Origin of the sequence: Microcoleus sp. CAWBG640 (assembly GCF_020883015.1) — a bacterium.
In the GTDB taxonomy this organism is placed as follows: Bacteria; Cyanobacteriota; Cyanobacteriia; order Cyanobacteriales; family Microcoleaceae; genus Microcoleus; species Microcoleus anatoxicus.
Window position 1 is genome coordinate 58,791 of record NZ_JAHRFC010000008.1, and the last position, 21,503, is coordinate 80,293.

At 43.0% G+C, this 21,503-nt stretch carries 13 protein-coding genes; 6 read left to right on the forward strand and 7 right to left on the reverse strand.

Features of this window, described 5'->3' with window-relative positions:
* Positions 1-42: 42 nt before the first annotated feature.
* Positions 43-1,272, reverse strand: a complete 1,230-nt coding sequence (locus AAFP11_RS06375; protein WP_341736264.1) for a tetratricopeptide repeat protein — start codon at positions 1,270-1,272, stop codon at positions 43-45.
* Positions 1,273-1,344: 72 nt separating this feature from the next.
* Here AAFP11_RS06375 and AAFP11_RS06380 point away from each other — a divergent pair, with 72 nt between their 5' ends.
* Positions 1,345-1,842 carry a WbuC family cupin fold metalloprotein gene (locus AAFP11_RS06380; RefSeq protein ID WP_341736265.1) on the forward strand — a complete coding sequence of 166 codons (498 nt, stop codon included), beginning with the start codon at positions 1,345-1,347 and terminating at the stop codon, positions 1,840-1,842.
* Between the two features lie 54 nt (positions 1,843-1,896).
* On the opposite strand, the gene AAFP11_RS06385 is transcribed toward AAFP11_RS06380, so the two are convergent.
* From AAFP11_RS06385 to AAFP11_RS06405, 5 genes are all read right to left on the reverse strand, one after another.
* A complete protein-coding gene (locus AAFP11_RS06385; RefSeq protein ID WP_341736266.1) occupies positions 1,897-2,394 on the reverse strand; it encodes a hypothetical protein in 498 nt (165 codons plus the stop codon).
* A gap of 160 nt (positions 2,395-2,554) precedes the next feature.
* Positions 2,555-2,743: a hypothetical protein gene (locus AAFP11_RS06390; RefSeq protein ID WP_341736267.1), complete on the reverse strand. Its 189-nt coding sequence runs from the start codon at positions 2,741-2,743 to the stop codon at positions 2,555-2,557.
* A gap of 360 nt (positions 2,744-3,103) precedes the next feature.
* Positions 3,104-4,891, reverse strand: coding sequence for a PAS domain-containing sensor histidine kinase (locus AAFP11_RS06395; protein ID WP_341736268.1), 1,788 nt, complete (start codon positions 4,889-4,891; stop codon positions 3,104-3,106).
* A gap of 168 nt (positions 4,892-5,059) precedes the next feature.
* Complete coding sequence (locus AAFP11_RS06400; RefSeq protein WP_341736269.1) at positions 5,060-8,068, reverse strand: MASE1 domain-containing protein; 3,009 nt, start codon at positions 8,066-8,068, stop codon at positions 5,060-5,062.
* 125 nt (positions 8,069-8,193) lie between these two features.
* Entirely contained in the window at positions 8,194-9,828 is a 1,635-nt protein-coding gene (locus tag AAFP11_RS06405) for a serine/threonine-protein kinase (RefSeq protein WP_341736270.1), read from the reverse strand.
* A gap of 649 nt (positions 9,829-10,477) precedes the next feature.
* Here AAFP11_RS06405 and pheT point away from each other — a divergent pair.
* A complete protein-coding gene (gene pheT / locus AAFP11_RS06410) occupies positions 10,478-12,925 on the forward strand; it encodes a phenylalanine--tRNA ligase subunit beta (protein ID WP_341736271.1) in 2,448 nt (815 codons plus the stop codon).
* A 289-nt stretch (positions 12,926-13,214) separates the two neighbouring features.
* Here the strand turns inward: pheT and AAFP11_RS06415 are convergent, their stop codons facing one another.
* Positions 13,215-13,787, reverse strand: coding sequence for a Uma2 family endonuclease (locus tag AAFP11_RS06415; protein WP_341736272.1), 573 nt, complete (start codon positions 13,785-13,787; stop codon positions 13,215-13,217).
* 123 nt (positions 13,788-13,910) lie between these two features.
* On the opposite strand from AAFP11_RS06415, the gene AAFP11_RS06420 reads away from it, so the two are divergent.
* Genes AAFP11_RS06420 through AAFP11_RS06435 form a run of 4 tightly spaced genes read left to right on the forward strand, consistent with a single transcriptional unit; the run spans position 13,911 to position 21,357 of the window.
* Complete coding sequence (locus AAFP11_RS06420; protein ID WP_341736273.1) at positions 13,911-14,348, forward strand: DUF29 family protein; 438 nt, start codon at positions 13,911-13,913, stop codon at positions 14,346-14,348.
* Positions 14,349-14,370: 22 nt separating this feature from the next.
* Positions 14,371-14,640 (forward strand): YciI family protein, encoded by a 270-nt coding sequence (locus AAFP11_RS06425; RefSeq protein ID WP_341736274.1) that lies wholly within the window; start codon positions 14,371-14,373, stop codon positions 14,638-14,640.
* Positions 14,641-14,653: 13 nt separating this feature from the next.
* Positions 14,654-17,698: a hypothetical protein gene (locus AAFP11_RS06430; RefSeq protein WP_341736275.1), complete on the forward strand. Its 3,045-nt coding sequence runs from the start codon at positions 14,654-14,656 to the stop codon at positions 17,696-17,698.
* Entirely contained in the window at positions 17,695-21,357 is a 3,663-nt protein-coding gene (locus AAFP11_RS06435) for a helicase-related protein (protein ID WP_341736276.1), read from the forward strand. Before AAFP11_RS06430 ends, AAFP11_RS06435 begins: the two co-directional genes overlap by 4 nt.
* Positions 21,358-21,503: the final 146 nt, after the last annotated feature.

The following is a 21,503-nucleotide window of genomic DNA, read 5'->3' on the forward strand; positions in this document are numbered from 1 at the left end:
GTGTCCTTAGCGCCTTCGTGGTTTGTTTAATCTTACGACTTATTAGTTAGTTATCAAATGTTTAAATGCCTCATATTCACGAATATTTTCAAAATCAGGCTCATTTTTAGCCAACTGTTTACACAAATTGGGATTCAGATTTAAGGCACGTTTTAAATTCTCAGTAGCCAACTCAGTTTGACCTTGCAGCGCGTAACATCTAGCTTTGTTGTACCAAATTCGGTAAAAATCTGGTCTAATTTTGGCCGCATTATCATAGGAATCAATGGCGGCTTCGTATTTTTGTAATTTAGACAGTGCTACGCCCCGATTGTTCCAAGCGTCAGTATAATCATTTTTGATTTGTAGGGCTTGATTGTAAGAAATCACTGCCTGTTCGTATTCCTGAATTTTTGAGAAAGCTACGCCTCGATTGTTCCAAGCATCGGCGTAGTCTGGTTTGGCTTGAATGGCTTGTTCGTAGCAGGCGATCGCATCTTGGTATTGCTGCAATTCCAACAGCACCACTCCTCGGTTGTTCCAAGCGTCTGGATAATTGGGGCGAATTGCAGTCGCTTGTTCGTAGGAGGCGATCGCCTCTGGATATCGCTGCATTCTGGTGAGCACTACTCCGCGGTTATTCCAAGTATCTGCTAAATCTGGCTGGATTTGTAGGGCAAGGTTGTAAGCTGCGATCGCATCTTCGTAGCGGTTTTCAAAGAAACAAGCATCTCCCTGTTTCGCATAATCTCCAGCAGTTAATAACTGTTTGTAGTTACCGTAGTTAACCGGGGCAAATTCTTGAATTTGGGCATCGGGTAAGAGGAGGTCGGTTTCTACATCTGATTGGAAACTTTGGTGTTGAATTTCCCCTAAAATAGTTTCAGCATCAGAAATTAAAAGTTTTAATTGAGAAATCGTATCATAGCGCAGACTCTCAATTTCTTGGCGAGCAATTGTTGTCTGCTTGGACAATTTAGCCCAGAGGAACCAAGCGGCGACTCCGGCGGCTGTCGGAAAAAAAGTTAAGGCAATTACTATGCCGTTTAGCAGTACCGCAGTGCGCCCGAAAGCGATGTCTACTTCTTCTTGAACGCGATCGCGAATTTCTTCTTTCAGTTCCACTTGTTGTGATGTATCCTGAACCCACAGTCCTGGTAATCTCGGTTCGGATGCAGAAACAGCGCCATTGCTGATTAAAATAGTTGCAAGCGCGATCGACCCAATACTTGTTCTCAAAATACTTGACAAACGTACTGTCGAAGCCATCGCCACCTGATTTGCGATTTTCATGGTCAAGAGATGCTGGTAAGGTTAATCTCAGACTAGCCGATTTGTAGAAAAACCATTAAATACAGGATATCTGTGGTGCAATCCCCTCCCATCAAGTTGCTGACACAGGAATTGTTGGACGAAGTTGCCGCCAACTCTCGTCACAATCCCCGCCAGCGACAAAATTACAATTTCCACGATTTGTCAGAAAAGGTGCAGCGGTTTGTCAACGTCTTGCAGCCGGGGACCTATGTCCGCCCTCACCGACACCTGCGTCCTCCAGCAGTTAACGGTTTTGAGTTTTTTGTAGTGCTTCAGGGAGAATTGGGCATGATTATTTTCAATGACCAAGGTAAAATTATTGATTCTTTCCGACTCAGTGCGGCTGGGCCCACTCGCGCCGTGGAACTTCCAGAAGGTACTGTCCACAGCCTAGTAGCTTTGGCGGAGAATACTGCGATTCTGGAATTGAAGGAAGGACCCTACGACTTAGGGAGTGATAAAGATTTTTTGACTGATTTTCCCCCAGAGGGAACCGCGGCGGCGCGGGAATTGGTGGCGATTTGGGAAGCAGAGTTTAAAAGTGTGTAGCTGAATTAATCGCGGCCAACTCGACTTCAAACTCGCTCTTTTTCTTTTAAATACCTACTGATTATTTATTTCGGCGCTATTGGATACAAATCTAATGGCTGTCGGCATCCGATTGTATAAATCTGGGGCGATGCGAATTATTTTTCGCAGGATTTCATCCGTAACCCAAAAAACTAGGGGAAAGGAAAAAGTTTTGCTGAATTCGCTGCATAATAAGTTGGTAGAAACCAGTAGTCGATCGATCGCTATTACTGACTCTATACCCACGATCATTAAAGCCGGAGGCTGTTCGTCTTCCAGTTCGGCGATGATGGTCGCGTAGAGAGTTGTGGCAGATTTTGGCAATAGCAGTTGCCTGGGTTTGATGGCAGAATTTGCTTGCAGTCGATCGACTATTTGTTGCCGCAAAGTCATGGAGTTGCAGTGAACTAAAACAAACGAAAAATAACCTTGAGCAAGAGTTAGCGCTCGCGTTAATATGGAAAACGAGCGTTCGTTATATTTATCTTCTTCACTTTTGGCTGTATTTTCTGAGTTTGGCGACACAAACATAGTTAACAGATTTTTAATTTATTTTACAGCCTCTTTGGCTGAGACTATGTGTAGATTTTAGATAGGGAATTTAGATCTATTTGTAGAATCCTGGCATTTCAAAATTGGGCGATACAGCATCCAATTGGTGACAACGATCGCTACGCCTCTAATCGCTGATTCATTGGACAAAAGTAGAAAACACATACATATACCCATCGTTGCGGTGGATTGATTTACAGTATTTATGACGCACTGGGCTAACCTTGCCAAGTGGCGTTCTCATTTCAAAAACTCCGCTTTCTCTAACGGTCAGCCTGCCGACGTGAGTGCCTGCAAACTTCCCAAAGGGAAGAATTGCACTTACCATGTCGCCAGTCCCAAACCCAAAAAACGTTTTGCACCGCGTTCTGTGCTTGACAGGAAATCCGTATTTATCTGGGGAAAATCCCAAATTCTCAATCTAGAATCCCAAATCTAAAGCTCTCTCCACCATGGTGGATACACAGGGTTTTCAGGATATTTGAGATAAAATAGATGATTTTTCTAAAGAAAATATGAAGTTGAGAATTATTTTATTTAAAATATTCTTGTCCGGTATTATATCACTATTCGATACCAATGGCAATAGTCCGAAGGCATAAATTTGGTTAATCCTGGAAATTTTACCGGAGTGGGTAAAATGTCAGAATGAAATGTAGTGAAGGAAACAAAAATTCCCTTGATAGTCTTAAGCTAGCGACAAAGTAAACCAAAAAATTGCCCCAGCACCCGGAGTGCTAATCACCCCTATTTTCCCGCCATGAGCCCCAATAATTTGCCGACACAGATAGAGCCCTAAACCTAAACCTACAGATTGTCGGGAGCGTGAGCCTCTAACATAAAGTTCAAAAAGATGTTCGCACTGCTCCGGCGATATTCCCACCCCATCATCTTGAACAACACATAAAATCATCTTCATGGGAGAAGTCAAAAGTGACAATTGGGAATTTAGGGTAAAAATTTGGGAATCATTAATGGCAAATTTATCAGTATCCGACGGCACATCCCCCGGATATTTAGTGAGTTTTTCTCCATCTATCACCTTAGCTGAAATAGTTAAATTTAGCCCCGATAAATTATGTTTTAAGCCGTTAGAAATTAAATTAGAAAAAACCCGCCATAACTGAGTGGGATCGCCATAAACGGCAGGCAAATCATCTGGGACTAAACTTTGAAAACTAGCTTGACTCTCATGAATTAACGGCTCCAAATCTGCGGCTGCATCTTCAATTACCTGCTTCAAATTTACCCGATCGCAGTGCAAAACAAAACCGCGCAATTCGCTAGCATGAACTTCCAATAAAGAATCGATTAACCGCAATTGCTGCTCGCTACCTTTAATCATCCGCTCCAAAACTGAACGAGGAATTTCTATAGATTTATCCGATTTTTTTTCCCAATTTTTCAAAACCATTAACATTCCCGCAACAGGGTTTCGCAAATCATGAGAAAGAGCGTGAACAAACAGCCTCAGAGCTGATTGTGCCTGTTTTCGCTGGGTGATATCCTGAATGGAACCTTCATAATAAACCACAGAGCCACTGCTATCGAACACCGCCCTAGCATTCTCAGAAATCCAGACAATACTCCCATCACAGCGATAAATTTGAGACTCAAAATCCGACACTCTGCCGTTTTCCTCGATCGCTCGCACAAACTGACTCCTGCGATCGCGATCGAGATACAACTGATGCCCGATATCAGTAAATTTTGCCGTCACCTCCGATGGCGAATCGCACCCATAAATCTTCGCCAAAGCTGGATTAGCAGTAATATAGCGGCCATCGGGAGTGCTTTGAAAAATACCCTCACCAGCATTTTCAAAAATACTGCGATACTTCGCTTCCGCTACCTCTAATTGTTGATAAGCAGATTGCAATTCTCGGCGAGTGCTAAACTCAGTTTTTTGGAGAATTTCGTACCAGTAAACTGACAAGTCACAAATAAAACAAAACCAAAATAAATACAAGTAAAAGCCGCTCATCCGAAACGGAGTATACCGAGCAAAACTCAGGTTTAAAACCAAATTTATCGCGATGTGGCACAACAAAACACCAAGTTGAGAAATCAGGTGCAGAGGCCAACGTACAGGCATGAGCGTAGCCTGGGTCAGAAATGCTAAACTCCAGGTTAAAATCGGCAAGTCTCCGACTCTGGCTAAAGCTAATCCAAGCTGTACAACTACAGTCAAGGACCAGGAAAAACCCAAAAATAGCAAACCAGGGTAACGCTGTCCGATCGCAGTTTTTTGCAAAACCAAGCTGGTGATTAAACCTAACTCTACAGCAAAACTCGTGTACAGGTAAACAGCTTTAAACTCCTGGGGAGCAAAGAGGGCTTCACCGATAAAATAGATAATAATTGTTAAAACAAAAAAAATAGCAATCTGCACAGTAGGGCGTAGCCTGTCTCGAAGAAAGCGATCGCGCCACACCTCATAAACCGTTAGTCCTGGAACTGATTTAGCATTGGCCATTTGTGATTTGTTATTTGTGATATCGTTTCCGGCTGCATCGTCAGGTGATTTAACCGCAGAGAACACAGAGGACACAGAGGGAGAGAATAGAGATCTGAATCATTCAGATGCTACCGGATTTGATATGATTTGTTGTTTGTTAAAGAACCCACCACTAACAAATAACTACTAACTACTGACAACTTCCACAACAGGCAAAGAAAACCAGAAAGTCGAGCCACCTCCAGGAGTGTTTTCCATGCCCATTTCACCGCCGTGAGCTTTGATAATTTGCTTGGAAAGGTACAGTCCCAAACCCAGCCCGGTTAGTTGTCGGTTATTGGGGTCTTGAACGCAGAGTTCAAACAAAGAGTCACACTGTTGTGGGCTGATTCCTACTCCATTATCCACTACAACAGTGCGAACCATTTTTACGGTCGATCGCGGTAATTGGTAGCTCAGATTGCCAATTTCACCTTGATAGTGAGGGAATTGGTAACTGCCATCGCAGTAACTTTTGCTATGTAGATCACGATATTTCCTGCTGATTTCTAGCGGTTGTGTCGTAGATTCTCCACCTATTTTAAAGATTTGACTTTTAGCATCCGAGGAATATCTCACCTGATCTATACATTTATATAATATACCATTTTGCGCTATTAGATTATTTTTATTGCTTTGATTAAGTAGGAAGTTATCTACTTCTATCACCTCTAATTTACAATTTATTGTTACTCCGGGAGGATTGTGTTTGATAGCATTAATCAGTAGATTTTCTAAGACCCGCTGTAACTGTTGGACATCGGCAAATACCAGAGGCAAATTCGCAGGTATTTCCTGAATTAAAGTTGCTTGATTTTTAGCCAGCAGCGGTTCTATTTTGGCAATGACTGCGGAAGTTAAAGATGGTAATTGCAGTGGTAAGGTGTTAAGGCAAACACCTTTGACCCCGGTGGCGTGAGCGTCGAGTAGGGCATTAACCATACCCAACTGGTGTTCGCTGCCCTCAACTATCCGCTCCAAAATTGAGCGAGAAATCGGAACAGTTTGTTGAGAGTCAGCAGATGCTTTATTTAGTAAATTTTTCATCAGGATTAACATTCCCATAACAGGGGTGCGGAGATGGTGGGAAACTGCGTGTAAAAACAAGTCTTTGAGTCGATTGCTTTCTTGCAATTCTTGCATTTTTTGTTGTAGTTGTGTGGTGCGTTCCTCCACTTGAAATTCTAGGTTGGTATTGAGGTCTTTTACCTGCTGCAAAAGTTGGGCTTGCTGAAGGGCGATCGCCACTTGGGTAGCAAGTTTTTCTAATAAATCAATCTCAAATTCCTGCCACTGGCGCGGCCCAGAACACTGATTGACTGCCAGGGTTCCGAACAACTCACCGCCCAGGACGATCGGCACATTTAACGTGGCGCGAATTTGATACTCATTGTAGTATTTGGTAAATCCATCGATGACTTCCACGCTAGCAGTATCGGAGAGTGCTCTGGCGCGGTTGGTGGCATAAAACGTTTTCAAGTATTCAAAATGGCTCTCGTTAGCCAGCACACAGCCCAAAATAGAACGGTATTCGGTACCGACAGACTCAGCGACAATCTGACCGTAGACTGGCGAGTCTGGTATTGTCTCCAGCGCCGATTTTATGCCGATGAAAGCGCGGTCTGCTTTGAAAAATTGCCGCACTTCGGCGACAGTAGTATTGAGAATTTCTTGGAGGTCTAGGGAATGGCGAATCCGCAGTGCCATTTCTGAGAGGAGGCGATCGCGATCGACTGATGCTCGCAAGGCTTTGGTAGCAAGGTAGCGATCGGTAACGTCCTGAACTGTTGCAGAAATCACGTTTGAGTGAATTTCCGACTGTTCGCACACAGTGCGTTCGGAGCCATTGCCAAGCACAATCCGGTAATTAATGCAATAGGATTTTCGATCTAATATGGCTTGGCGCTGCGATCGCGCTACCAATTCTCGGTCTTCTGGGTGTACCGCTTGCAGAAACAACCAGGGCGCAGGTTTGATTGTTCCGGGAGTTAAACCCAAGAGCCGATAAAGTTGGTCGGACCACCGCAATTCGAGGCGGGATGTATGATGTTCGGGCGATTGCTCCCAGTCGTCAGGTGGTTCTAGGGTGGCGCAATCTAAATCCCAATGGCCTAACTGAGCAATACGTTGAGCGTTGGCCAAACTAGCTTCACGATCGCGCAACATGGCTGCTGTGCGGCGCACCTCCACCAGAGCTTGCTCGCGTTCGGCGACGGCGGCGGCTAACATCAAAGCCACAATGGCGATCGTCCCGATAAAAGCCTGTAAAAATAAAACCGGCATCAAAGTGAGCCGGTCACTGAGGGTAGCCGAAGAGTTAACTAAAAACGGGCCGCCACCCTGGACAGTTCCCAAAATCGCGATGTAAGAAACGATCGAATAAGCAAAAATCGCTCCCCCAGGACTCCATCGCAGGGCCGCCCAGACTACCAGAGGAAAGGGCAAATATTCTAGGGGATAGATAGCGCTAGCAGCATCTGTTTTTGAACCAAACACCAGCCAGCTAACGCTCACTAGCAGAGTTAGCAAAATCAACGGTTCTGAATAATTAACAATTAAATTTGGTAATCGGTAATTGGTAATTAGTTTTTTGCCGAATTTATTGGGTAATAAGTGGCTCAAACTCAGCAAAACTGGGGTAAATAGCAAAATCCCAATACCATCACCCAGCCACATTGTCCACCAATTTCTCCAAAAATTGCTCCACTGAACCCAACCAAAAATGCAGCCACTCAAGTTGCTAATGGTGGAACCGATCGAAGTAGACCCAAGGACAGCACAGGCTACTAATCCTAGAACATCTCCTAGGCGATCGAGTTTGGTAGAAAAACCCCAGCGCCTCAGCAAAGCCTCACCAAGGAGAGCTTGCAGGGTGACGCTAAAGGCTGAAGAAAGCATGACGATTGAGGGTATACCGACGGCGAAGGTAGAACTCAACAGCAGGGAACCGACGGTAATTCCGGGCCACATCCGCCGTCCTTGGAGTAGGAGTGCGGCGAGGGCGATGCCGGCGGGTGGCCACACCGGGGAAGCATCGGCTTTCACGAATCCGAGCCAGGAGGCTGCGAGTTTTCCAGTCACATAGTAGGCTAGGGCCAGGATGCCACTAAGTGTCAAGAATAATAGGGGTTGAGTGCGACGGTTGAGCATTTTCATGGGTTAGGTGCGATCGAGTCTGACCTTACTGAATGTTCAATTTAGGTGGCAAACGGGCGATCGGGCTTCCTCCAAGAGAATTACCTGATTAGGGGAATGGTTCATGGTTCATGGGGAATGACTTCTTAAAATCCAAAACCTCGCTTACCATCGGGTTTAATAGTCATCCAATTCGTCTTTGCCATGGCCAATTGTTCTTCACTAACTGTAGCGTTAGTCAGATTCGCCCCCGACAAATTTGCCCCCCGCAAATTCGCCTTGCTCAAATAAGCCCCCGTCAAGTCCGCACCTCGGAAATCAGCCCCTTCAAAATTAGCCGTACTGCAATAAGCTTCAGCCAAATTAGCATCTCGCAAATTCGCCCCGATCAATCTCGCATGACCCAAATTTGCCCCCGACAAATCTGCTGCTTGCAAATTGGTTTTCACCAGCTTTGCTTGATAAAAATTCCCCCCCGCCAACTGCGCTTTTTGTAGTTGCAGACCAGATAGTTCGCAGTCGGCAAAATCGCGCTTGCCTTTAAAATATGCCGATCGCACGCTGTTACTATCCCACTTGGGAGTGACTTTCGGTAACTTTGGCGCTGCTAAATTGCCACTAGAATGTCCCACTGTGCCGAAGGTTCTGCCGGACTCAGCCAGAGTGCGCGAAACTCTCGGCTGCATCCCCGTGTTCCCGGATGGATTCAGGGAACTTCTACCGGCTGGCCCTGGTTTCGATCCCCGATTAATTTTAGTCTTGTTAGTCTTGGAGGAAGGCCAGGAAGAACCCTCATCATTAAATATGGTCGGTTCTTCAACAGTGCCATTATTGCCGTTGAATTGAGTCGCTAAGCCATCGAGAAGGGTTGGGTCTTCAAATTGACCATTGAGAGCTCTGAGGACATCGGCTGCTGATTGGAAGCGGTGTCCCACCATCGGTTTCAGCATTTTTTCCAGAATCCGCGCGAAACTGGCACTGAGGTGAACGTGATGCTGCCACATAATTTCGCCGGTGACTCCATCGAAATCTAAATCTTTGGGCGATTTTGCTGTCAGCAAATACAGACAAGTCATGCCCAAGGCATAGATATCACTGGCAAATACTGGTCGCATTGCCATTTGTTCCGGCGGGGCAAAACTAAAGGTCCCCACGGAAAATTTGGTGTTGGCGCTTTGGTCGGTGGGGTCTAATAATAATGTTTGGCTGACTTGATCTTTGACTGCTCCGAAATCAATTAACACCAAGTGGTTGTCTTGAACTCGGCGAATAATATTCGCGGGTTTTATGTCCCGGTGAATTACTCCTTGGCTGTGGATATATTGCACTACTGGCAGAATTTCCAAGAGAAAATTTTTAACATCTGATTCATTTAAACGACCCGATTGTTTGACTTCTTGTTTTAAAGTCGAGCCTTTAACATACTCTTGAACCAAAAAAAATTGTTGTTCTGCCTCAAAGTAATCTAGCAGCCTGGGTACTTGGGGGTGATCCCCCAGTTTGCCTAGGGTTTTTGCCTCTCGCTTAAACAATTCCCGCGCCATTTCTAGAACTCGTGGCGACGTACTGCTTGGTCGCAGTTGCTTGACTACGCAACTCGGCTGACCGGGCAAAGATATATCTTTTGCCAGAAATGTTGCCCCAAATCCTCCTTGTCCTAACGGTTGAATTACTTGATACCGAGCACGCAGCAGCAATCGCGCACCGCAGGCCTGACACTGAACGATCGAGTCAGGTGGATTTTGAGGATGTGGACAGCCGGGATTTACGCAGTAGCTCATGTTGATTGACAGTGCCTATGTTTTTCTCATCTAGTCAGCGTCGATCGACTGTACAAATCCCCGGTTCCTGCTTCTGCTAGAAATACTTATCTCTCAGTTGCCCAGGGCTGTGGGTCCGATCGCGAATTAGAATTACACCTAAGTCTTTTAGGCTGCTATCTTTTCCCTTTTTTTACGATCTCGCTGCTGTGAGTTTTTTCAGTTGATTATCCTGGAAGATAGTTTAAAGGCTTGCTAAAGCTATCCTTTTTTCTGTAAAGTGTTTCTAAACTTAGGTGCTGTTTGCACTTTTCGATATCTCTAGCATACCTCATTCTCTCGCATGAGAATGTTACTCATCCGCCAAGATCCATCTGTCTTTCCGGAAACTTATCATTTTTTCTGATAAATCGCTAAAATATATTGACAATACTCAATAAATATGATATTGAGAGTCCAGGATTGATTCTGGGGCTAGATAGTTATCGGTATTCGCCAGAAGGTAGAATGCAGAAGGCATTAGTCATGAGACATCTCCTATAATTATTGTGGAACAGGCATCCTGTCTGTTCAAGACTGGCTTTTTGCCAGATGTCTATTAGGTATGCGTCAGAAATTTTGATAATTCCTAGGGACTAATGACTAAGAACTAATGACTACAAACTAAACTATGCGTATTTCTCTAAATTGGCTGCGGGAATTGGTGGATGTGGCGATCGCCCCGGAAGAACTAGCCGAAACTCTGACCATGGCAGGATTTGAAGTAGAAGAGATCGAAGACCGACGTACTTGGGCACAGGGCGTGGTTTTGGGTAAAATAGTGGCGATCGAACAACATCCCAATGCAGACAAGTTGAGAGTTTGTCAAGTAGATGTCGGCCAACCAGAAGCTTTAAATATTGTTTGTGGCGCACCCAACGCTAGGGCAGACATTTACGTGCCCGTCGCGGTAGTCGGGACTTTTCTATCTCAGATAGATTTAAAAATTAAACCCGCAAAATTGCGGGGCGTTCCCTCCGCAGGCATGATTTGTTCTCTAGCAGAATTGGGACTATCCAAAGAATCGGCAGGAATTCACATCTTTGACTTAGAAAACCCGGAATTGGGCAGTGATATTCGCCCGCTTTTAGGTTTAGATGATGTCATTTTAGACTTGACAGCAACGGCGAATCGTGCTGATGCTTTGAGTATGGTTGGTGTGGCGCGGGAAGTGGCGGCGCTGACAGGGGCAAAGTTGAGAATTCCCGCAGCAGCGGATGTGGCAATTCAGGCAACAGACAGCCCTAATTTAACAGTAGAAATATCGGAGTCAGAAGGCTGCCCGATTTACACCGGGACGGCAATTACAGGAGTGAAAATTGCACCGTCTCCAGCTTGGTTGCAGCAGCGGTTGCAGGCGGCGGGAGTGCGGCCGATTAATAATGTGGTTGACGTCACTAATTACATTTTATTGGAATGGGGTCAGCCGTTGCACGCTTTCGATCGCGATCGCCTGCAATCCTTTACCGGCACTCCAGATATCAACATCGGTGTCCGGTTGGCAAAACCAGGCGAATCCTTCAAAACCTTGGATGGACAAAACCGCAATTTGCGATCGCAAAATCTGCTAATTACTGCTAGCGACAAACCCGTAGCTTTAGCTGGTGTCATGGGTGGTGAAGAAACAGAAGTGCATGACGGCACCCAAAACTTAATCTTAGAAGCAGCAATTTTTGACCAAGCCACAATTCGCCGTTCATCGCGCGCTCAAGGCCTGCGAAGTGAGTCTTCGATCCGCTACGAACGGGGAGTGAATCAAGCAGCCTTGGCGACAGCTTGCAACCGCGCTGTTGCCCTAATTTTGGAGTTAGCGGGAGGCGTTGCCACAGTACAAAAAACGGCTAGTTCTGGTGGCGATGATTTGAGTTTTTCGCGGACTCTAGAATTGCGTTTAGACCGCGTAAATCTAGTTTTAGGCAAATTGAAAAGAGGCGAAACAGGCGGTTCGGAATATTTGGAACCGCAAGAAGTAAAGAACATTCTTACAGCCTTGGGATGCGAAGTGGTTCCGGCACAGAAAGAACGGGTATTTACAGTGGCAGTTCCACCTTACCGCTACCGGGATTTAGAAAGAGAAATTGATTTAATTGAAGAAGTTGCCAGACTTCACGGCTACGACAATTTCTGCGAGACTTTACCCAGCAAAACGGAACCAGGTTATCTGTCACCAGAATACGCGGCGATGCGGAATGTGCGATCGGCTTTTCGGGCGGCCGGTTTGACAGAATTGATGCACTATTCTTTAGTGAAAACTGAGGGAGAAGATCAGGTGGTTTTAGCAAATCCCCTGTTTGTCGAGTATTCAGCTTTACGGACAGAAATGTTGTCGGGTTTGATAGATGCTTTCGCCTACAATTTGGAGCAAGGAAACGGCGCACTCAACGGTTTTGAAGTCGGTCGCATTTTCTGGAAAGAAGGGGATGCCATGAAGGAAGCAGACGCAGTTGCGGGGATTATTGGAGGCGACCCAACTGTGTGGAAATGGCAGCAATCCGGGCGCGATCGCCCTTTGACTTGGTTTGAGGCTAAAGGTATTTTGGAAAGTGCCTTTCAACAGTTGGGTTTGGTAGTGGAATATGCTAGTGATTCCTCTAATTCTCGCTTGCATCCAGGGCGCACGGCTGCGTTATCCTTAAACGGGAAACATTTAGGCATTTTTGGACAGTTACACCCGCAATTGCAGCAAGAAAAAGATTTGCCAGAGCAGGTTTATGTGTTTCAATTAGATTTAGCAGTGCTAGTAGCTAATTTGGAGCGATCGCACAATGCCCCTAGCAAATTCACCAGTTATTCGAGTTTCCCCGCTTCTGACAGAGACATTGCATTTTTCGCACCCATTGAAGTTCCCGTTGTCGATATGCAAAGCGCCATGAAAAAAGCCGCCGGCAACTTACTGGATTCGGTAGAATTGTTCGACGAATACCGTGGTGACAACGTGCCGGCGGGACAACGTAGTTTAGCATTTCGGTTAATTTATCGATCGGGCGATCGAACTTTGAGCGAAACCGATGTCGAACCAGCACAACAAAAAGTGCGCGATGTTTTAGTCGAGAAGTTCGGCGTTAGTTTGAGAAGCTAAAATAGGTCATCAGTCACCAATGAGGCCGCCGGGGAATCAATTCCCCGGCTAATAGCTAAAGTCCTCTAAAGAGGACTAACAGAACTTACACGTTACAAGGTAAATTTGTCATTCTGAGCGAAGTTAAGAATCTCAAATCCTTGCAACAAAGTCGTCGAGATTGCATAAGCCCTAACTAATAAACTATTCAGTCCTCTTGAGAGGACTTCAGCTTTGAGACAGGGGTTTCAACCCCTGTCGGACTGTCGGACTGCGGGGCTGCCGGATTACCGGACTCAGGGAAAGAGCGTTAAACTGTTATCAATGGCCGCAACATATCTCGCACAGCAAAAGAAATATCAGGAAATTGCAGAGGAGAAATACTCGCATCATCCCCAAGAACTGCTATACTTTGATAACCATCCTGACTCGGTTCTCGCAATACGTGAAGTTGGCGATTATTAACATCTAATACCCAATAATCTGCAATTTGCGATCGGGCATAAAGATTTGCTTTTATCCCCAAATCTGTCCTCAGCGTAGTATCAGCAACCTCAATAATCAGATAAATTTCAGAAGGAGTTGGATGATGGTCTTCATAGTAAAGTGGATCTCGCACAAGTAAAGCAATATCAGGTTCCGGTTCCGAGTTATCATTTAACCGAACAGGATCTTGTAGTCGCACCAAAACTCGATTTCCCAAACGGTTATTCACTAAATTCTCTGTACGTTTCACTGCTGCACAGTGTGGTGGACTTTTGGCAGCCTTCTTTACTATCTGTCCAGCCAGTAATTCTACTCGTTCATCTGCGTCAAGAATCCCAATTTCTGCCATGCGGTGATATTCTTGAACCGTCAACAGGCGAATGTCTAATAAAGTCATAGTTTTCTCCTCTATGAATTTAACAATATTATAACCCACGGAGGTGGGTTTTGTTTGTGTAGGCGCGGTTTCCAACCGCCGGACTTTAGTATAATATATTAAATGATAACAACATGAAATTTTATGGAAGAATTAATGGAGTTGAAGGAGTTGCTACATCGAGGTAAGGTTGCGGAGGCTCTAGTGTTGGTGGAAGAATTAGAAGAAATGAGTAAGTCCGACAAGCTTAACAAAATTTTCAGTTATGGCATTATTGTGCTACTGCATCTGATTAAAAAAGTTGCTGAAAACCGTACTACTAAGTCTTGGGAAACTTCGATTTTTAATTCAGTTAAGCAAATTCAACGCACCAACAAGCGAAATAAAGTAAAAGGCACTTATCTCACGGAAGAGGAATTAGTCGAGACTTTGGAGGATGCCTATGAATCTGCGTTGAAGTCGGCGGCTTTAGAAGCTTTTGAAGGAATCTATGATGTCGAAGAAATTGCCAAGATGGTGAACCGAGATGATATTATGAAAATGGCGATCGCATTGATTGTGGATAAACAGCCTGAAATTTAGATGGTTCAAGAGGTTGACAAATATGACTAAATATGTGATGTGGGGAAGTTACTGCGAAGATGTCCTAGAAAAACGTGCTCCGTTTCGAGAGGCTCATTTAGCGGGATTGGCTAAGCAGAAGGAATCGGGTATATTAAGTACGATCGGACCTACCAAAGATTTAACCAAAGTTTTTGCAATTTACGAAGCAGAAGATGAGGCGGCTGTGCGACAATTGGTTGAAGCCGATCCCTATTGGGTGAATCAGGTTTGGACTGAATACGACGTAAAAGAGTGGATTCAAGCTTTTTGAAGGGGATAACAGGGTGAACATCTTAAGATTGGATAACAGCGACTTAGTTCCAGTAGACTATGGCGATTTGCTGGACAAGATTTTAGAAGTTTTGCAGGGGCAAAATCCGTTTAAAATATCAGATGACCGCCGTCGTCTAATTATCGATATTGACACCATGGCGGCTGACGTTGCACAAATAGAAATTCGGAAACCCTTGGGTTCTTTTGAACGTCAAGCAGATTGTGCCACAGTCAATTTTCCGCCCCAAGTTGAGGAGCATTTTGGCGATAAAGTCAGGCAGATAAAAGAGTGTTTACGACAACACTTAGAATCTAAATTACCACAAAATGCTGCTATAGAAAAGTTTGTCGCTAGCTTGATTACTCCTTTGAATTCACCGTCTTTTCGGGGAAACTGTCAACAGTTAGGTTTTAAATACGATTTTGGCAAACGCCACACTTCTTTAGAAAAAGAAAAGCTAACTCTGCAACCCCTTAATTCTCGTAGCCACGCCACTTTAAAGCTACATAAATTGACAATTGCTGTGCGAAATACTGATATTTTTGAACAACAGCTAAAAGAGGGTTTAGAAAATTATATCAGGGAAAATGCCGATACTAGCGACGATAGACAAGAACTTAATCATCGCCTTGATGAGATGGTTAAAAATCAAGACTCTGATTTTCACAAATTGATCCGACTGGTAGACAAAGAAACCCTGGGGAAAATTAACAAAGAAGCAAAAATTACTTATTTAGAGTATCTGCTCGAACACATCCGCGCTAGCAGCACAGATAGTGTTGGGATTATCTATTTAGAAGACTTGATTCGTCGTCTCAGATTGCTCGAAAAATATATCAACGATAGCAGTAAAGCCGATGGCGATTACGAAGTAAATTATGCAGGATTTCGATTTAATTACAGAGAGATTTTTGCCAGAGCAGAAGTTTTAGATGCACTGCCAATTATCCCAATTGTAGCAGGTTACTTGGGAGAAAGTACCGACACCCCTCAAAGCGAACGTAAATTTATTTTTGGTCTTAAAGTCAAATTTAACAACCCCGTTCAATCGTTAGGTGGAAAGGAGGTATTTGAATATTATCTAAATCTACTAAATCCAGACAGTGAAGAACACCAAGCAGCTATTGGGGAAGATTCCATAGATTCAGTTACCGAAACCTTCGCCCGTAAGGTGTTAAGAATCGCATTACTGTACTATTTTGTGTTTGCTTCTCGCCATAACCCACTAGCACAAAACTACGACGCTGAATCTGAACTCAATCATCACCCGATCGCAATTTTTGAACAAAGAGTATTACCAGTCCTACAAGGTTCTGATGACGAGGCGAAAAGAGAGCTATTTCGCAACTTCATCGAAGGGTTTAAGAAGTTTAATATTAAGCACAAAATCAGCCATCTTAAAAAAATGCTGAAAGGCTTTCTGGAACGGCAGACAATTTTGCCCAGTCGAACAGAAACAAGACACGTAAACCTCAAAATGGGTCTGTTAGAAGACATTGACAATATTTTGACGACTGGTAAATTTTTCAATGACATTATGGAGCGAAAATACAAGCAGACACTCCATTATATTGCAGTCGAACCAGCTACTATCAGCGAAACAGCCATCTGCCAGCTACCAGTTAATATTACCATAGAAGATGTCCGCTATTTTCCTACTGATGAACGCCAAACTTTCAGCATGGAATATAATATCGAAGGTGTCGATGTTTTGCCCATACTTTCTGCACCTAAAGCCGATCGTTCTAGAGAAATTTACGAGAAGTATTTTCAGACCAAATTAGTTTTGTTTCCCTACCACGACAAACGACTAGATAGCGGTGACAAAGGTTTACAACGTGCGGCAGCTTTTGTCTATAAGTTTACCATGTTGTTGCTCTCTTATATCTGTTTGAAAATACTACTAGAAAATACGGGAGAAAACTTATTTATTCCGATGGCGAGGCTCCATGAAGGCGACCATAAAAACCCTTCCCCGTCAGAAGAATTTATGGCGAAAATTTCTAAAACATTATCTCATATTTTGAGTGAAAAACACCGCTCAACTTCTCAAGGATTTCGGATTAGAGACAGAGTTGATACTTTCCGTGTCCGTAACGGTTTGAGTTCCATGTATTCCATCGTTCCTAAAAAGTTTCGCTTCGACAATGTGCAGCTATCTCCAGAGTTAGATAAGTTAGCAATTATTGTCGTATCCAGTCGGGATAGCGATGCAAAAAGAGGTAATCAAAACCGTTTCCAAAGACAAGCCAACTTAATCGGAGAAGTTGTCGGAATTAACCGCCTAGATGACACCACAATTCAAGTCGAAATGCTGAAAACTTTATCAGAAAATTACAGTGTGAGTCGCCTTTATACTGAACCTGTAATTCTTGAAGATGTCATGAGTCAGCTTTATCAGCAAGGATATCGGAATTTCGCATATATTTCCCAAGCACCTTACATGAGCACGCTGCACATTACCAAGACTGAGGAAGATGAGGAAATGTCTTTCATGTCAAAAAAATTGCTCAGAACTTTGAAGGGAGAGCGGCGAGATATCAAAATTTATCCGATGTTTTTTGATAAATACTTTGTCCGTAGTTTCCTAGGCGACAAAGGCAAATCTTTTTACATTCAGGATGCAATGGAGCTGGAAAGCTTGTCTGCAAAAGGTAATCAGCAAGCTGTAATGTTTTTTAACTTGTTTAACGGGATTAAAGTCAAGCAGCCCGGAGAAAAAAATTTTTACAACGGTGTGATTTCCTACTCGACACTATTGCATATATACGATGGAATTCTCGATGACCAAGACCTTCACCAAGATTTGATTTATGATGGTGAAATCAAAGATACTTTGCTGCATTATCTCACACTTTTCCACTTCTCCAGGTATGAAGCTCAACACAATATTAGTTTGAAACTTGACCCCTATGAGCGGATTATTGGCGATGATTCTGTTGGTGCTTTATCTATATTTAATCATGCGGGTGGGAATGCAGAATTTAACTCGCTGGCATTTTTGAATAAGGTAAGAGAAGTCTTGAATGTCGGTGATGGAGGTACGCAATCATGATCAGTGCAGATTTTGGACGACTGTTTGAGGTTGGATTCAATATTGGGATTTTGGCATATATTCAAAAGGAAAAGCTAGCTCATAATTTCGGAGATTCTTACCGTCTGGATTTGCAGCAGCTCAAATTGCCAAACATGATGGCGGAAATGATTAGAGAAGCTAACTTGTTGGCTAGTTTAGATACTGAAATCGCGGAAAAATGGAGTTTGTTTTTTGTCCAAAAAGGCTTTCTTGGTGGGTTGAATTTTTTTCGGGAGTACGTCAAATCTACTGGCTGGAATTTGCACAGGTTGGAAATTGTCTATTGTCAGTGCAATTTTAGTAATGATAACAGTATCAGAACCTATGAAAGGGATGAAAAAAAAGTATTTAAACAGCTATTATCTCAGTTCAAAACTGCAAAACGTAGTTTATCTGATGATGAAATTAACTCCTACATCCGGCGCTACAACAAGAAAACGGGTGAGTTTTTGCAAGCTGATACTCTGATGTTGTTACAGTATGAGAATGATTTTAGAATTCTGTGCGTTGATTTATCTGCGTTTACTCCTCCGTTGACTTCGGAAAAAGTCGATAATCTCAACGAAATAGAGGTGATTCGGAAGTATTTGCTAAAAGAAATTAGCTATTTGCGCTCCAAAAGTGTGTTTTCTAATCTGCGGATGGATACCAGCACTTTGGGTGTGGATTTTTCGGAGGATTTGAAAGGCTATTTCACCGCTTTTAAGTACAAGGATAAGGAAAGCGTTAAGTTAATTCAGGCTGGTAGCTATGCTCACAGTTTCTATGGATTTCTGCAACAAACAGGTATCCTTGGAAAAGATGCTGAGGTTTTGTTTAATGTGGTGGGTTATGCCGATCGCAATATTAGCACAATTTCCCTACGCCAGGACAAACTCAAGCTCTTAGCAACTTGCGCCGAAATTTACAAAAAAGAACCTACCAAAAAAGAAATTAGCGACTCTCGCAGCGAAGTTTTAGGTGTAATCGAACTCAACGCGGCTCGCAGTTTTCAAGAAGGGCGAAAGTTTGTCGATTCTCTGTTAGGAATTGAGAAAAATCTTACTAAACCTGTATGTCATCCTGAACGAATAGACAATTTTGTTAATTCTATTGATATCATATCAGATAAACTGGCAGATGAATTGCAAATTGAGCGTGGTTTGCATTTGAGAAATGCTCATGCTAAATTAATTGTGAAAGCGCTGCAATCTGATGAAACTTATATCTTTTTGACAGGTAATCCGGGAATTGGGAAAACAACTGCGATCGCAAATTTCCTCAAAAGCCATATCGATGACGGCTTCCTATTTTTATATGTCAGTCCCCGCAAGCAAGTAAACTTAGATATCATCGAAAAATTCAAAGATAAGAATACTGGTTTGCTGTGCGATAATCGGCTATTCTGTATTAACACAAACTCCGATATTATCGCCAGCTATTCGGGAAAGCGCACAGTCAAGTATATCTCGAATAGTCATGATAAAAACTTTGAACAAAAAACGGTTAATTTTCTTAAAGACAATCCCGAAGTTCAGGTAAAAGAATACCACCAGCGAGAAATTGCCAGAAAGAATGAAACCGTAATTGAACCAGCTAGCCTCAAAACTATGGGAGTGCTAAATAGTATTTGCAATGGGATTTATAGCCTGATTAATTGTAAAACTTCTAATAATATTGTCGCTACGGTTTCCATCCAATCTTTAAGGATGAAAGAAAATAGACAAAGTACCCTTGATTATTTAGAACAGATATTTCAAGACACTTATAACAAACGAGAAAAGTTAGTCATTCCCGCTAAGATGCAAGAAATATCCAGCCGCATCAAACATATTTTCATTATGATAGATGAAATTACGGGAGATGACGGTGGGGTTGAGTTTTTAGCGGGCATTTCTAAGATTGTCAAAAAACATCAATTGCACGAGGCAAAACACGGTTTTAATACTAAAATTATTGTAGCAGATGCTTCGATTGTTGACCCTGATGTGATTAAACAACACCTTAAAAATACATCTCCAGAACCAGATAAAATCTATTTCAAGAAGTTACCTAAAAATTCGGATGTAATTGAACCTTTACAAGTCACTCCTTTTAAATTTAATAATCTAGCCGCAACGGTGATTAATGCGAATTCCTATCCCGCCCGCAGTTTAGAAATAACTTACAACGTATTTGTAGAAACTGTTAAATACAATGAAAATGCGTCTTTAAAGGAGAATAGTAATTTAGTAAGCCGGGTACAATCAGAAATAATTCAGGATATCAATCAGCGATTAGCCCAAGCTGGTGTCGAACAAATTATAGTCTATATTCAAAGCAAACAGAGATTGGCAGAATTGATTGAGAAAATTCAAAAAGAACGAGAATTTAATCAGTTCAAAGATTATCTAGAAATTCATGCGAATATCTCGGAAGAGGAGAAAGCAAAAATACAAGAGTGCAAAGATACAGCTAAAGTAATCTTTATGACAGCATCGGGAAGTCGTGGCTTATCTTTCCCGAAAACTAAGCATATTTTAGTGGATATTCCCCGCTTCCAGATTGAGAAAAATCTGATGGAAGTGATACAGGTGATTTATCGGGGGCGCGGCGAAGATAAACAGGGGAAAACTCTTGATGGTGAAGACAAGGAGTTGGTTTTTTATGTATCTGATACAGCAGTTTATTACGCTGATGATGCGGAACTTTCCCTACAAGAAAGTAAGTTGAGTTTGTTGAATTTACTGCTAATTCTGAAGACGGCGGTGATGACGCGAATTGTCGGATACGGGAATTTAGGTAGGGACAAGTTTTTGATGATTCCGATTGGCGGTAAGTCGGTTTCCGCAGTGGGAGATACTTTTAGTAACAAGATGGCTTCTCTAATTAAAACGCTAAAGAGCGAAAGCATCAGAGGAAATAGTTTGCTCAAGGAGGTTTATACGAGTCTAGAAGAGCTTTTGGGGCGTGGGGAGTTTGTTTTGAAAAATTCTGATAACTCGCGTCACAAGGGCGATTCTTACCTGCAAATGCGGGATGATTTTAACAAGAAGTTTTTGGAAAAGTGCAATCCTCTTGCTGGTTTGCTGAGTTATGATAATTTAGAGATTGGTCATGTTTGTGGTAGTTTGTTGGTAGTGCCTCTGGCTAATAAAAATTTGCTGGAAAAATACCAGATGCGGCTACGCGAGCAAATTCAGAAATGTGTAGATAATCGGTTGTTGCACAAAATGTATCAAATTAGGGATAGCGAGTCGTCCCCGGAGAATGTACGATCGGCTATAAGAGGAAGTGCGATCGAGCTTTTGCAATTTCTCAACAGCGATGTCGAGAAAACTCAGTATTTTGAACAGCTTAGTCAACAGTTCGATCGCTATTATGCCATACCGCTGTTTGCTTTTGTCAGCGGGGAGGAAATGCAGGAGTATTTTGCTGACAGCGGGCTGGAAGAACCGGAAGACAGGCAGTTTCGGGATATTTTGTCGGCTTATATGAGAGCAATCTACCCAATAGATAGTGTAATGCCGATCGGGCACAAATACAAAGACTTTCCATTTATTGTGTTTAGAAGCTACAGTTTAGAGCAAAGTCGATCCAAGATGTTCACAGATAAGTATCTGATGAGCTCCAACGAGTTAAATGTGCTCAACTTGATTTTATCAAAAGATCCAAATTAACTCATCTGCGTTAATATGCGGTTGAAAATCCTCTGCCACTAACTAATGTATGTAGCAATCTTAAATTAGTGGTAAATATTTTCACCCCACCCCAACCCTCCCCTTACTAAGGGGAGGGAGTAAGAAATTCACAAATGATTTAGGAT

Bases quoted from the DNA above. Each gene is read 5' to 3' on its own strand.
- AAFP11_RS06385 (WP_341736266.1), bottom strand. From the start codon at position 2,394: ATGTTTGTGTCGCCAAACTCAGAAAATACAGCCAAAAGTGAAGAAGAT.
- AAFP11_RS06390 (WP_341736267.1), bottom strand. From the start codon at position 2,743: ATGGTAAGTGCAATTCTTCCCTTTGGGAAGTTTGCAGGCACTCACGTC.
- pheT (WP_341736271.1), top strand. From the start codon at position 10,478: ATGCGTATTTCTCTAAATTGGCTGCGGGAATTGGTGGATGTGGCGATC.
- AAFP11_RS06435 (WP_341736276.1), top strand. From the start codon at position 17,695: ATGATCAGTGCAGATTTTGGACGACTGTTTGAGGTTGGATTCAATATT.
- AAFP11_RS06405 (WP_341736270.1), bottom strand. From the start codon at position 9,828: ATGAGCTACTGCGTAAATCCCGGCTGTCCACATCCTCAAAATCCACCT.
- AAFP11_RS06400 (WP_341736269.1), bottom strand. From the start codon at position 8,068: ATGAAAATGCTCAACCGTCGCACTCAACCCCTATTATTCTTGACACTT.
- AAFP11_RS06415 (WP_341736272.1), bottom strand. From the start codon at position 13,787: ATGACTTTATTAGACATTCGCCTGTTGACGGTTCAAGAATATCACCGC.
- AAFP11_RS06420 (WP_341736273.1), top strand. From the start codon at position 13,911: ATGGAAGAATTAATGGAGTTGAAGGAGTTGCTACATCGAGGTAAGGTT.
- AAFP11_RS06425 (WP_341736274.1), top strand. From the start codon at position 14,371: ATGACTAAATATGTGATGTGGGGAAGTTACTGCGAAGATGTCCTAGAA.
- AAFP11_RS06395 (WP_341736268.1), bottom strand. From the start codon at position 4,891: ATGGCCAATGCTAAATCAGTTCCAGGACTAACGGTTTATGAGGTGTGG.
- AAFP11_RS06375 (WP_341736264.1), bottom strand. From the start codon at position 1,272: ATGAAAATCGCAAATCAGGTGGCGATGGCTTCGACAGTACGTTTGTCA.